General features: G+C 35.1%; 9 protein-coding genes, 4 tRNA genes, 1 rRNA gene and 1 pseudogene. 2 read left to right on the top strand and 13 right to left on the bottom strand.

All coding sequences use genetic code 11. From position 1 onward, the window contains the following. Positions 1–52: 52 nt before the first annotated feature. Positions 53–2,731 (bottom strand): YhgE/Pip domain-containing protein, encoded by a 2,679-nt coding sequence (locus tag V7014_RS11290; RefSeq protein WP_335507149.1) that lies wholly within the window; start codon positions 2,729–2,731, stop codon positions 53–55. Between the two features lie 319 nt (positions 2,732–3,050). On the opposite strand from V7014_RS11290, the pseudogene V7014_RS11285 reads away from it, so the two are divergent. Continuing rightward, a pseudogene (locus V7014_RS11285) lies at positions 3,051–4,411 on the top strand (IS3 family transposase). A gap of 74 nt (positions 4,412–4,485) precedes the next feature. Here V7014_RS11285 and V7014_RS11280 read toward each other — a convergent pair. From V7014_RS11280 to V7014_RS11250, 7 genes are all read right to left on the bottom strand, one after another. Beyond that, the gene (locus V7014_RS11280; protein ID WP_335507147.1) at positions 4,486–5,280 is read right to left on the bottom strand and encodes a GNAT family N-acetyltransferase; all 795 of its coding nucleotides are present in this window, start codon (positions 5,278–5,280) and stop codon (positions 4,486–4,488) included. 108 nt (positions 5,281–5,388) lie between these two features. Then, entirely contained in the window at positions 5,389–6,558 is a 1,170-nt protein-coding gene (locus V7014_RS11275; protein WP_335507145.1) for an MFS transporter, read from the bottom strand. 244 nt (positions 6,559–6,802) lie between these two features. After that, positions 6,803–8,263 carry an N-acetylglucosamine-specific PTS transporter subunit IIBC gene (nagE, locus tag V7014_RS11270; protein ID WP_335507143.1) on the bottom strand — a complete coding sequence of 487 codons (1,461 nt, stop codon included), beginning with the start codon at positions 8,261–8,263 and terminating at the stop codon, positions 6,803–6,805. A 152-nt stretch (positions 8,264–8,415) separates the two neighbouring features. After that, positions 8,416–9,237, bottom strand: a complete 822-nt coding sequence (locus V7014_RS11265) for a PRD domain-containing protein (RefSeq protein WP_335507141.1) — start codon at positions 9,235–9,237, stop codon at positions 8,416–8,418. A 40-nt stretch (positions 9,238–9,277) separates the two neighbouring features. Further along, on the bottom strand, positions 9,278–9,766 hold the full coding sequence (locus V7014_RS11260; protein WP_335507139.1) for a PTS sugar transporter subunit IIA: 489 nt from the start codon (positions 9,764–9,766) through the stop codon (positions 9,278–9,280). A 241-nt stretch (positions 9,767–10,007) separates the two neighbouring features. Continuing rightward, positions 10,008–10,550, bottom strand: coding sequence for a metal-dependent hydrolase (locus V7014_RS11255; protein ID WP_335507137.1), 543 nt, complete (start codon positions 10,548–10,550; stop codon positions 10,008–10,010). Between the two features lie 243 nt (positions 10,551–10,793). Beyond that, on the bottom strand, positions 10,794–11,750 hold the full coding sequence (locus tag V7014_RS11250) for a carbon-nitrogen hydrolase family protein (RefSeq protein WP_335507135.1): 957 nt from the start codon (positions 11,748–11,750) through the stop codon (positions 10,794–10,796). Between the two features lie 191 nt (positions 11,751–11,941). Here V7014_RS11250 and V7014_RS11245 point away from each other — a divergent pair, with 191 nt between their 5' ends. Next, a complete protein-coding gene (locus tag V7014_RS11245; RefSeq protein WP_335507133.1) occupies positions 11,942–12,835 on the top strand; it encodes a LysR family transcriptional regulator in 894 nt (297 codons plus the stop codon). Positions 12,836–13,027: 192 nt separating this feature from the next. On the opposite strand, the gene rrf is transcribed toward V7014_RS11245, so the two are convergent. The 5 genes from rrf to V7014_RS11220 all read right to left on the bottom strand — a co-directional run bounded on the left by rrf (position 13,028) and on the right by V7014_RS11220 (position 13,530). Next, a 5S ribosomal RNA gene (gene rrf, locus V7014_RS11240) occupies positions 13,028–13,143 on the bottom strand. A 6-nt stretch (positions 13,144–13,149) separates the two neighbouring features. Next, positions 13,150–13,220, bottom strand: a tRNA-Gly gene (locus tag V7014_RS11235). A 19-nt stretch (positions 13,221–13,239) separates the two neighbouring features. Further along, positions 13,240–13,332 (bottom strand) — tRNA-Ser (locus V7014_RS11230). A gap of 20 nt (positions 13,333–13,352) precedes the next feature. Then, positions 13,353–13,441: transfer RNA gene (locus V7014_RS11225), tRNA-Leu, on the bottom strand. A gap of 14 nt (positions 13,442–13,455) precedes the next feature. Beyond that, positions 13,456–13,530, bottom strand: a tRNA-Gly gene (locus V7014_RS11220). Positions 13,531–13,614 lie beyond the last annotated feature (84 nt).

Below are 13,614 nucleotides of genomic sequence, written 5' to 3'. Positions count from 1 at the left end.
TCAAAAAAGCCCATTACATTTTATATGTAATGGCTTTTTTTCATCTATTTCGTCAATGAAAAATTTTGCTTTTCTCTGCATTTTCAGTGAATCGGTTGACTACTTTCATTAATGGTTTCTTAAGCATAGTACCGATCACAATGAATATCAACGCAATACATATTAACACAAGCATATACGTAATCGCATTATACCAAACGGCTCCCCCTAATGCTTCTCTAAGTAACTTAACGGCATATGTGAAAGGTAAGAAAGGATAAATATGTTGGAAAAACGGTGAGGATACCTCAATTGGGAAGTTACCTCCAGAGCTAGAAATTTGTAAGACGAGCAAAACAATCGCTAAACCTTTTCCAATATTGCCAAAGATAGAAACTAACGTATAGACAATTGTTACGAAAACGAAGCTTATTAGTAGACTAAATAGCACAAAAGCCAGCTTCATATGAATATCTACACCAAGCAAAAAGATATTACCTAATGACACAATTGCAGCCTGTATAAGAGCAATTGTTAAGAAAGTTAAACCTCTTCCAAAGTAAAAATGGTGTGGCTTATACATTTCTTTTGGCATATGCACATCCACTGAAAGCATAGATACAAGCAATAAAGCACCAACCCAAATCGCTAATGCAGTATAGAAAGGTGAGCTAGCTGAACCATAGTTAGCCACAGGAAATTCCCTTACCTCTTTCAAATTCACCGGATTAGCTATGAAATCACTATCAGCTTTAATATCTGTTCTTAGAAGATCTATAACCTCTTCAATACTGATTTGCTTTTTCACTTCGTTAAGTTTTTCCGTGGCTGTATTAATTGATTTAGTCAATTGTGGCAACTCTGTCCGTGATAAGTCAGCTGCCATTTGTACCGCTTCAACTAACTTCGGCACGTTTTCTTTAATTAATTGTGTAGCATGTTGTAAATCTTTTTCTAAACCAGGTAAGTCTTTCTTAACGAACTCACTACCTTTATTTACTTGATTTCTCATTACTCCAAAATCATTTTGATAGAAATTTGCAGCAAAGTTTACTTCATTAATCACTTTATCTACATTAGCATTAATTACATTTGTAGCATTCTGTAAAGTTGATTCCAGCTGAGGTAATTCTTCTTGATACTTCTTCAGCATAGTTGTAGCTGTCTGAAGTGTCTGTTCAGTATCACCAAGAAGATTCTTCACGTTTGGTAATTGCTTCTGCGCTTCAATAACGACATCATTCGCCGTTTTAATATCATTTTGTATTTTATTTAACCCATTTTGTATAGCTGGTAAGTAAGTACTGTCGAAATTCCCTAAAACATTATCAGTAAGTTGTTGAATACTTTTTGCTTCGTTATTTATATTTTGTAATACTGTCGGTAATTCACTTCCATTACTTTGAATTAATGAAATAGCATTTTGTACTAATCCCTGTTGCTTTTGCACTCGATCTTTTAAAGTTTGCAAACTTTGCAGAAGTTCATTCATCTGGTCAGGCGCAATACCTTGATCAATGAAACCTTGCATATGATCCATTTGATTTTGTAATACTTTTTGTTGTTCATTCAATAATTCACTAGTCGTGTTCAAAAAAGATTCAACTTGCTCAGGTGAAATATTTGAATCTACTAATTGACTAGTTACGATGGTAGTGTTTTTGGCAATTTGATTAACAAGCACTAAGTTCAACCTAACGGCTTTAGCTATTTCATCAAATGATGCACTAAGACTATCAGTGAATTGTGTAGCAATCCCAACGTATTTTTCGCTATTGTTAGCTAACTGTTCTATTTGAGGTAGCAATGCTTGGGTGGAATTAATCACATCCATTGCTTGATTTGCTTCTGTTAATCCTTTATTTAACGTATCTTTTATAATGCCAAAATTATCATTAAACTCATTGACTTTCGCTGCCATATTACGTATTTCCGGTATTTTTTCTTGGAGTAAAAGTACTTGTTGACCCGCTTCTTCGAGAACTGGTAACGCATCTTGAATTTTAAGGATACTTTGTCCCGCCGCATTTATTTCAGGTATATAACTTGTTAACCCTATAACTTTATTTGCTTTCGCTTGAATAGCTGGCAAATCTTTTTCAAGCTTAATCATCTCTTGTCCAAATTCGTTAATTTGAGGTAGAGCATCTTGAATTTGATATAACTTAGTTTCCATTTTTCTGATAGTAGGTAAATCTTTTTCAAGTTCAATACCTATCTTATCGAATGCTGTTAACAATGATTTTGATACGGTATTTACAAATTCTTTAGTGACTTGTGCAGTAATCGCGTTAGCCCCTGTAGCTGTGATTTTTGGAGTAATGGCATTAATTTTATCATTAATGGTAAAAACAATCTCCGCTTTTTTCGGATGTTCGCTAAGAATGCTTGAAAGTGACTCAGAGAAATCTTTCGGTATATATAAACTTGCATAATAATCACCATTAGTAACTCCTGAGTCTGCTTGTTCTTTACTAACAAATGTCCATCCTAGATTTTCGTTTTCCTTTAATTTATTTATTAATTCATAGCCGATATTTAACTTTTCACCCTCTACTGTCGTTCCTTTATCATCATTAGCAACAGCTATTTTAATCCCTGCAGTATTTCCATAAGGATCCCAAAGTGCTTTAATATTAAACCAAGCGTATAAAGATGGTAAGAACATTAAAGCAACAATTAAAAAAATGGCTGCCTTCGAACGATATATTCGGCGCCAATCCAATCGATAGATATGTAACACTTTTCTCATGGCAAAAACTCCTTCTGCAACACTAATGTTTCGCTTATTGATAAAGTGAAACTTTTATCGGTGGGGTTTTTCGTCCATCCCCCACCGATTATTAGTTAAATCAATCTGGTTCTAACTGGCGCTTAATTTCGTATTGAAGTGGGAGTCTTGGCGCCAGTTAAAACGGGTTAAATGTAATTTACCCCTTTTTGCAGAAATTCATAATTTAAATTATGGACTGACCTATTACATTTCAAATTATTAGCAAAAGAAAAAAGAGCTGTAATTGTACTGCACCCCAAATTTTAGACACAGTCTAAAATTTGGAGGTGCTTTTCTTTTGGTTAAATATTCAGCAGAAGATAAAATTCGAGCCGTACAACTATACTTACATGGTAAGGATGGCGGAAATAAAGTGGCAAAACGACTAGGCGTTAGTCGAGGTCAATTCTGGAATTGGGTTAATTAATACAAACATCATGGTGAAGAAGCATTTAATAAAGAGTACACAAATCATTCTGCACAGTATAAACTAGACGTACTTCAATACATGTATGATAATGGGACGTCAATAAGCGAGACTGCGGCTATTTTCAATATTCCTTCTCCCTCTTCGATTCTTATGTGGAGTCGTCACTTTGAAGAAGGAGGTATTGACGCCCTAAAACCAAAGAAAAAGGGGCGTCAATCCATGAAAAAAGACCATCAAAAAGAAACGAAAAAACAAATACCAACAGAAGGTTCGGTTGAGGCATTACAAGCTGAATTGGAACGTTTACGTATGGAAAATGCCTATCTAAAAAAGTTGAATTCCTTAGTTCAAAACAAGGAAAAATCACCAAACAAGACAAAGCGCAAGTAGTCTACGAATTAAGGCATCAATTTCAGGTGAAAGCTCTTTTACAACTAGCAGGAATCCCACGTAGTACATATTATTACTGGGTAAAAAATATAGGTAAGCCTGATCCAGATACCCATTTAAAACAACTCATTCAATCAATATACGATGACCATGAAGGTCGGTATGGATATCGTCGTATTCGTGATGAATTATGCAATCTTGGATATAAAATAAATCATAAAAAAGTACAAAGAATCATGGAAGTTCTTGGTTTGAAATCGTTAGTCCGCATGAAAAAATATCGCTCTTACAAAGGGGAAATTGGTAAGATTGCACCTAATCTATTAAATAGAAACTTTAAAGCTGAAAAACCAAATAAAAAATGGGTTACGGATATTACAGAGTTTAAATTATTTGGGGAAAAGTTATATTTATCGCCTATATTAGACTTATTTAATGGTGAAATTATTACCTATACCCTTGGTTCAAGACCAACCTACTCACTCGTTTCAACCGTGTTAGTTCAGGCTTTTGAACAGTTGTATGAGGAGGATTCGCTTCTTATTCATTCCGATCAAGGCTGGCATTATCAGATGAAGCATTATTGTCATACCCTTCGTGAACACGGTATTACACAGAGTATGTCACGTAAAGGTAACTGTTACGATAACGCCGTAATAGAAAACTTCTTTGGCATTTTGAAATCAGAGTTTCTTTATCTAAAAGAATTTGAGAGTGTGGAACACTTTAAGATAGAATTAGCAAAATACATGACTTATTACAATCACAAACGAATTAAAGCAAGATTAAAAGGCATGAGTCCGGTACAATACCGGACCCATGCCCAAGAAGTTGCTTAATAAAATAACCGTGTCTAAATTTAGGGGGTCACTTCATAATCAGCTCTTTTAATTTTTATAAAAATCTAAATATTTCACTCGAATGTATACATCATCCAAAATCCAATGTCCTCAAAACCTATTTGCTTATAAATTGATCCAGCCGCAGGATTATCATAGAACAGACATAGTTCCTTGCTTTCTGATAATAGGTGATTACAAAGCTTAAGCATACACTTGGTTGCATAACCTTTTTTCTTATAATTTTCTAAGGTAGCCACAGCTACAACCATCGCAGATAAAGAATTTTCTGCAGTTGTTGAAGCGGTTGTTACCATTTTTCCATCTTCTATTATAAAAAATGAGCGTGAAGTTCCATTTTGTAATTCTCGACTTTTTTTCTCTATTGTACTAGTTGTATCAATAAATTCTGGAATAGCGTTTAGTAAGTTAACCAGTTGTTCTGCATCATTTGGTACTGCTTGTTGTACAATTGATAAATCAACCTTATGTATATCGGTATTTAAGCTAGTACATTTAGCATAATAAGTTTGTCTTTTACTTTTTAGCTGCTTATTTAAATAGCACTCAATCTGTGCCGTGATCTCTTTTAGCCCAGACATCCTTTTAAAGGAAGGATCATTACACATAATCTCAGCAAACCCTTTAGCATCAAATGATTCCAAAGCAAAAGGTATATAATTTTCCTCATATTTTAATAAAACAGCAATCAGTTCTCCACTTTCGTTAAACTCTCCCCAAAGTTTCTGAAATTCTTGATCAAATCCATAATTTTCGATATCTCCAATGATAAATAAATTTTCAGCAACTTTAGTTTTTAACAATTTAAAACAAACTTCATGATCACTTTTATTTAGCCTTCTAATCATCTCTCTCACCCCAACTATAAAACTTACTTAATAAAATATTATAATTATAATACAAATAATTCTGTAGACAAAGCCTCTCAGGGCATTATCTACAGAATAAAGATTTAATTAAATCGCTGCTTTCACTTTTCGTGCTTTCATATGATAAAGTTGATACAGTAACAACGCAATGATGGAAAGGATAGCTCCAGAAATGTATGGTAAACCGATTGAAACTGAGAATAACAAACCACCTAAAGGAGGTCCTATAATTCTTCCTAGTGAATCAAAAGAAGAAAGTAAGCCTGTTACATTCCCATGTCCAGAATTCGAGTTTTTTGTAAGTAATGCCGATATTGCCGGACGAATCACACCATTTCCTAATCCAAAAATGGTTAAGAATACAGCTGATGTCCAGAAATTAGAAGAGAACAAGATTAATATGAAACCTATTGCCGAAACAATGATACCGACACGAATAACGGCTCCTTCTCCGTATTTCTTCGTCATTTTTCCAGCTAATCCACCTTGAACCATTGCACTACCCAAGCCCATAATCATGAAAATATAACCTAATTGAACGGTATCAATAGCTGCTTTCTTAGCTGCAAAATAAGCAAAAGTTGTTTCTAACCCAGCTAAAGATAGAGTAATAATTAGTTGTAATACAAACATGATGGATAGCGGTCCTTGGAATGCTTTCCACATAGGTTCTTTCTTGTTAGCTTGGAGTACACGATTTTCTTTAGTAAGTGATTCTTTCAATAGTATAGCAACTAATAGTAGTGTAAAAACACAAGAAATACCTGCAACATAAAACGGCATATTTAAGCTTGATTTAGAGAATATACCACCGATGGCTGGACCAAATACAAACCCAAGTCCAGTTGCTGCTCCGATGATCCCCATTCCTTTCCCTCTATCCTCAGGAGTAGTAATATCCGCTACATATGCCATTGCTGTTGGCATATTCGCCGCTGATAAAACTCCTCCAACAATTCTTGCCACGAATAATACCCATAAAGAATCCGCGGTTGCCATAATAAAAAACGAAGCAGCTAATCCAGCAATCCCAATCATCATAACTGGTTTACGACCAATTCGATCAGAAACACGTCCCCATATTGGCGCAAAAAATAGTTGCATCAATGAATACACTGCCATTAAAAGACCAAGTTCTGTAGGGCTACCTCCAACTTTTTCAGCCAAGAATGGAAGAACAGGGATAATAATACCAAAGCCAACCATCACTAAAAACATAACTAAAAAAAGAATAGGTAAAACTTTTTTTGTTTTCATTTCATTCTTCCTTTCTTCTAAAATACTTGTCAATTTAAATCCAAGCTATTCATTCATATTACAAATGCTCGTATAGTTAATATACAATTAATCACGTATGACTATACCTAAAATTATAGCCCACTTATTTACGATTAAGCAATCATTAACTCTCCTTTTCACCTTCATAATACCAATAGCCCACAAGTCAATTGACTGACTCATGGGCTATCTTCATGGTAATTATCTATATATTATAGATAAGCTAGTTGGATTTACGGATTTTTTCGATTTCATCTGCAACAAATTGTACTTGTGTACCCACTATAACTTGAATGCTTTGTGGTCCTACAATATTAATTCCCGGTACCCCCGTTGCTTTAATCTTCTTCTGATCTACTGCGTTCATGTCCTTCACTTCTAATCGTAAGCGTGTAGTACAATGATCTACAGAAGTAACATTCGCATCTCCACCTAAGCCATCATAAATTTGAGCTGCCATTACAGCAAATTTATTATCTATATTCATATCTTCTTCATGAGCTCCGAAATCTTCGCTTTCTTCATCTTCATCACCTCTACCAGGTGTTTTCAAATCGAATTTAACGATTAAGAAGCGGAATAAGAAATAGTAAATCACAGCAAATACAAGACCTTGTAAAATTAACATATATGGTTTATTTGCAAGAGGTAAACTTGAACTTAAGAAAAAGTCTACGAATCCCGCACTAAACCCAAAGCCTGCTGTCCAATGGAAGAAAGCTGCAATAGCAAATGAAATCCCAGTTAATGCCGCGTGTACAACAAAAAGCATAGGAGCTAAAAACATAAATGCAAATTCAAGTGGTTCTGTAACACCTGTAAAGAATGTTGCAAAAGCCGCTGCCATCATTAATGCAGCAATTTGTTTTTTCTTCGATGGTTTAGCAGTATGATAGATTGCTAATGCTGCAGCTGGTAAACCAAACATCATGATAGGGAAGAACCCTGCTTGATACATACCTGTAACACCCTTCGTACCTTCCCCACTCCAGAAATTACCGATATCATTGATTCCCGCAACATCAAACCAGAATACTGAATTTAACGCATGATGTAAACCTGTTGGAATTAGTAAACGATTAAAGAAACCGTATAGTCCAGCACCAATGAATTCTAAATTACTAATTGCTTTACCGAAACTAACTAATGCACTAAAAATAGCTGGCCATACAAAATACAAAACAACTGACACAAGCATCATTGAAACCGCTGTCATTATTGGAACAAGTCGCTTACCACTAAAGAATGCTAAGGCATCTGGTAGTTTCACGTGACTAAAGCGATTGTACATAATTGAAGCAATAATACCAGAAAGAATACCAATGAATTGATTCCCTATTTTCTCAAAGGCAGGGTTAACATTTTCTACGTCAATCCCTTGTATCATAGCGACTGATTCTTTCCCTAATAGCGTAGTTACTACTAAATAAGCTACTAAACCACTTAAAGCTGCCGAGCCATCTTTATTTTTCGACATCCCTAACGCAACACCAACAGCGAATAGAATAGCCATATTATCAATGATAGATGATCCAGCTTTAATTAAAAATGCGGCTGCCGGATTGCCAGATCCCCATCCAGATGGATCAATCCAATAACCAATACCCATTAATATAGCTGCAGCAGGTAACACTGCTACTGGCAACATCAAGGAACGACCGATTTTTTGCAAATATGTCTTCATTATAAACACTCCTTAAATAAAATTCTGCTGTTTGTAAAAGCAACCAAATAATAAAAAATAATCAATAAGATTTCAAAAACCTTTCCTATAGAACTAGCATTTTGTAAATATTGGTAGAAAAAACGACTTCTATTTTTCTCAATGTCTTTAGATTATTTCTTTCGCAATCTTTCAATATGAAGTGTAATATATCCTAGTTCTTGTTCTGGTAATTCCACTCCATGTACAAGATATGTTTCCCTAGCAACTGCAGCGGCACAACGGTAAGAAAGAGGAAATTTTTTCTTAATCATCGCTAACATTTCCTCATCCATCATATGAAGTTCATAATGATTCAACCTTGTTAATGCAAAACGTAAATGTGTCGTTAATCGATGATAAGAGATATCATCTTCTTCAAACGTAATATCTAGAATGCGCTTAATCGATTGCACCATATCTCTTACAATCGTTGTTTCTCTTACTGTTTGACGCAAATCACCTCCTTGAAGCTTCATCGTATGAATATGAAGGGCAATAAAAGCCGCTTCATCAATCGGCATTTCAACACCACATCTCTCTTTAATATGTTGAATAGCCCATAGACCTATTGCGAATTCGGTTTTGTATAATATTTTTATTTCTTGTAATAACTTATTCTTTAATTGAATACCTTCACGCTCTCTCTCAATCGCAAATGAAAGATGATCAGTAAGGACGATATGAATATGTTCATTGAGCTTATTACCAATCTGATGTTCTGCATACGTGATAATCTCCTCTGAGATTGTAAAATGCTCTTCTGGTATTCGACTTAATAATTGTTCGAGTTTTTTATTCTCCTTCATAACGAATAGCTTTTCAATTTTGCTTGCACTAACTACATCATGCTTCTTCTTTCCATATGCAATTCCGGCTCCAATCGCTATCTGTTCCTGTTGTCCTTCTGCTCTAACTACCACAGCATTGTTGTTTAAAATTTTACTAATTTTCACCAGAATTCATCTCCTTTATTTCAATGACTGGTTTTGCAATCTACTTTTGAGACACTGAAATCAATACTGTCTTACCAGCAGCACTAACCTTGTCATCGGTATAGTTGAAAATTTTATTACTTACTTGACTATTTGTAATAACAATTGGAGTAATCGTACTTTTCGCATGTTCATGAATATATTTCCAATCTACATTCATTAATAACTGACCAGCTGAAACTCTTTCACCAACTGTCACATGAACATGAAAGCCTTCCCCTTTTAAAGCAACTGTTTCTAAACCAACATGAATTAAGATTTCCGTTCCATCTTTGGCTAAAATACCGATTGCATGTTTTGTAGGTGCAACTTGTATTATTTCCCCTTCAACTGGTGACAAAACATCTCCTTGATTAGGTATAATAGCCATTCCATCACCCATCATTTTTTGACTAAATACTGGATCTGGCACCTCTTCTATTGGAACAATTACTCCACTCACTGGTGTAAGTATTTCTAGTTTTGTTTTTTTAAATAATTTTCCTAACATCTTATATCCTCCTATTTATTCAACTTGGTTATTCTGATTTGAAATGAAAGTATTTATTCATACAACACACAAAAGGCATGGGGGTTCAATAGATAGCTTTAATAAAGCATCTACAGTACCTCCATGCCTGATCGTATCAGTCACATGTGATCAATATTTAACTTTTGAATAATACTAACATTAAATTTTTAAATTAGCAAGATTTTTGTTTCGACGATTCAAACTACGCTAACAATAGTTATTAATTAAATATCACTTCTATTACCTCTTTAATATCTGTTAGTACGGATTGAATAAATGGCTCATATAATTGATTCACTAGAAAGAAATATATAAAAATAAGAATCGCTACATATTTAATAATATCTTCTGCAAAACTTTCATTTTTGTATGAAATCCACATATTTCGAGGACGGTAATTGGAGAATGGTTTAAAAAGAGGCACACTCGAAACAGAAAAGAAATCACCAACGATATGAAACAGATATCCTATTGAGATTCCAATGGAAAAATTCGAAGGAAACTGTAAGCAAATGGCTGTAATTATGCACCATGCCATTAAAGAATGGGTAAATCCTCGATGACCAAATAATTTCGCGATTAATTTGGCTAATCCTAACGAACGCTGCCCTACAAATGATTGGGGCTGATCTAAGTCCGGTAAGAGACTCCCTATTGTGATTCCTGCTACATATGTTACTGTAAAAACGAAGGAACCATGAGCTTGTGTCGCTACACCAGCACCTGCAGCTAAGCCCGTAATAATATGTGTTTTATGCATCATGATACAATAAACCTTTCATCTAAATTTCTAATTAGGAAGATGAAGGTTTGAAACTGAACTAATTACAAAAGAAGATGAAAAACTTTAGAGAAGGAACCCCATAAAGTCTTTCATCTCATACTACAGATTTATTATTTAGTTTTGATTTCAATACTCTCAGATTCCATATCTGACTATATTAACATTTATGATAATAAATAACATTTATTTTGATTGTGAATAGTAATACCATCAGAGTATTAATTATTCTTCTTTCCATACCACACTATCTTGTCTTTTCTCATTTACAGTCAATTGAAAAATATCTGGTCTAGCATAATGCCCCACCACATCAAAATCAAACTGGCTTTCAGCTATTTTATCAAGATTAATATCTGCATAAATGATTCTCTCTTCTCCAAAGACAGGTTGCGCTATATAATTGCCAAGAGGATCGACAACACAACTACCGCCACGACTTAACTCATTCGGCAATTGTTTAAATTCCTCTCTTGATGCAATATCTTCTGGGAACATCTCCTTCGTCATATATTGATTGCATGACAAAACAAAACATCTACCTTCTACAGCAATATGCTGCATCGTTGCTAACCATGAGTCGCGTGCATCTGCCGTAGGTGCCACATATATTTGTACACCTTTCGCATACATAGCAGCTCTAGCCAAAGGCATATAGTTTTCCCAACAGATTAACGACCCAATTTTCCCATACGGTGTATCAAAGACAGGAAGTGTACTACCATCCCCCTCACCCCATATTAATCTTTCTGAGCCTGTTGGCTTCAATTTCCGATGCTTGCCAAGTAATTCGCCATTAGGTCCAAAAAACAAAGCCGTACAATATAAAGTTCCTTGACTATACTCACTATCTTTCTCGATGACACCCATTACGACATAAGCACCCGTTTGCTTTATAGCTTTTCCAATTTGTTCTGTTTCCGGACCTGGGACAGTAATAGCGTTACTCCAATAATTCAAAAAATCTTTTCTACCTTCATCCGTTCTGCTCCCAACAACTGCTCCAAATGACATTCCTCTTGGATATGCTGGTATAAATGCTTCAGGAAAAACAATGATTTTTGCATTTTGTTCTGCTGCTTCTTCCAACAAACTAATTGTTTTTCTAACTCCTTTTGCTTTATCCATTATTTCAGAACCAGCTTGTACAACAGCCACTTTAAATTGCTTTATTTTCTCCATCAAGACCATCCTTCCGTTTTCACCTTAACCTTTTAGGTATGTTGGTTAAGTAAATGTATGATACGCTAAACTAAATAAGCATCGTACAATAACAATCTTTTATTAACCTGATTGTAATCATATTCAATTATTAAGTGAAATACATAATTAGGATAGTAACTATTCCAAAATGGAATAAATGAGGGGACTATATGAGAATTCAATTAAAAGATTTAGAGATTTTCATGAAAGTAGCTGAATACCACAGCTTTACAAAAGCAGCTGAGTTACTATACATAGCTCAACCTTCTATAAGCAAATCCGTACAAAAATTAGAAAGTGAATTAGATGTCATTTTATTTGACCGTTCTAGCAAAAATTTACGTTTAACCGATGCTGGTCAGATTGTTTTTGATAAAAGTAAATACATTCTTTCTGCATTAGAAAACCTATCAGTTTCAATCAATGATTTATCTAATCTTGTAACCGGGCATATTAAAATTGGACTTCCGCAAATAATTGGAACAGTTTTCTTCCCAAAAATCGCTCAAGTCTACAGTCAAAAGTACCCTGGCGTGAAAATAGAAATCATGGAAGAAAGTGGACCTGCTACAGAAAGACTTGTTGAAAAAGGATTACTCAATATTGGATTAGTTGTATTGCCAATAAATAATGATAAATTGGCAGCAACATCTATTTACCAAGACAGATTTTGCTTATGTGTCTCATCAAAGCATCATCTGGCACATGCACAATCGATCTCATTAAGCGATTTACAAGAAGAATCATTTATAATGTATGCGAAATCGTTTGCTTTACATAACTTAATTAGGAATGCATGTAAAGATGTAGGATTTAGCCCTTCCATTGCATTCGAAAGTACACAATGGGATCTTGTTTTAGAACTCGTGTCAGCACAACTCGGAATTGCTATTGTCCCACGGATTCTAGCAAACAAATTAAATAATATTGACATTGTATCCATTCCTATACAACATCCAACCATCATCTGGAATATTGGATTCATTATAAATCGAAATGCGTATCAATCAAACGCTTTAAAAGAGTTTATAAATACGATATATGATGTGTTTAACTGTAACTAGATTAATGTTTTCCTATTAACTACATGAATGCATCAAAAAGAACCCAATCCAAGTTGAGTTCTATATATATATGTATGATGTTTAACCAGTTTTAAAAAAAGATTAGTTAATTTTCTCATTCTTACTTTTCATGCTCTACAACTAAATATGCCAAACAAAAAAGACCAGCTATAATAGCTGATCTTGCGAGTTGCCTGGCAACGTCCTACTCTCACAGGGGGAAACCCCCAACTACCATCGGCGCTGAAGAGCTTAACTTCCGTGTTCGGAATGGTAACGGGTGTGACCTCTTCGCCATCATTACCAGATATAAAAGCGGATGAAGGGAATCGAACCCTCATCATCAGCTTGGAAGGCTGAGGTTTTACCACTAAACTACATCCGCATATTAACTTGAAAAACTATGGAGGAGGTAGAGGGATTCGAACCCCCGCGAGCCGCTAAGCCCCTGTCGGTTTTCAAGACCGATCCCTTCAGCCGAACTTGGGTATACCTCCGATAAAAAACAAAATACAAATGGTGCCGAGGACCGGAATCGAACCGGTACGGTAGTCACCTACCGCAGGATTTTAAGTCCTGTGCGTCTGCCAGTTCCGCCACCCCGGCAACATAATATCATTTGGAGCGGAAGACGGGATTCGAACCCGCGACCCCAACCTTGGCAAGGTTGTATTCTACCACTGAACTACTTCCGCAAAGTTTATGCTGCTTTTATCAATATTAAAAATGGTGGAGGGGGGCAGATTCGAACTGCCGAACCCTAAGGAGCGGATTTACAG

The organism is Bacillus sp. JJ722, assembly GCF_036963345.1.
Taxonomy (GTDB): domain Bacteria; phylum Bacillota; class Bacilli; order Bacillales; family DSM-1321; genus Bacillus_AD.
This window is presented reverse-complemented; position numbering and strand designations above follow the sequence as displayed.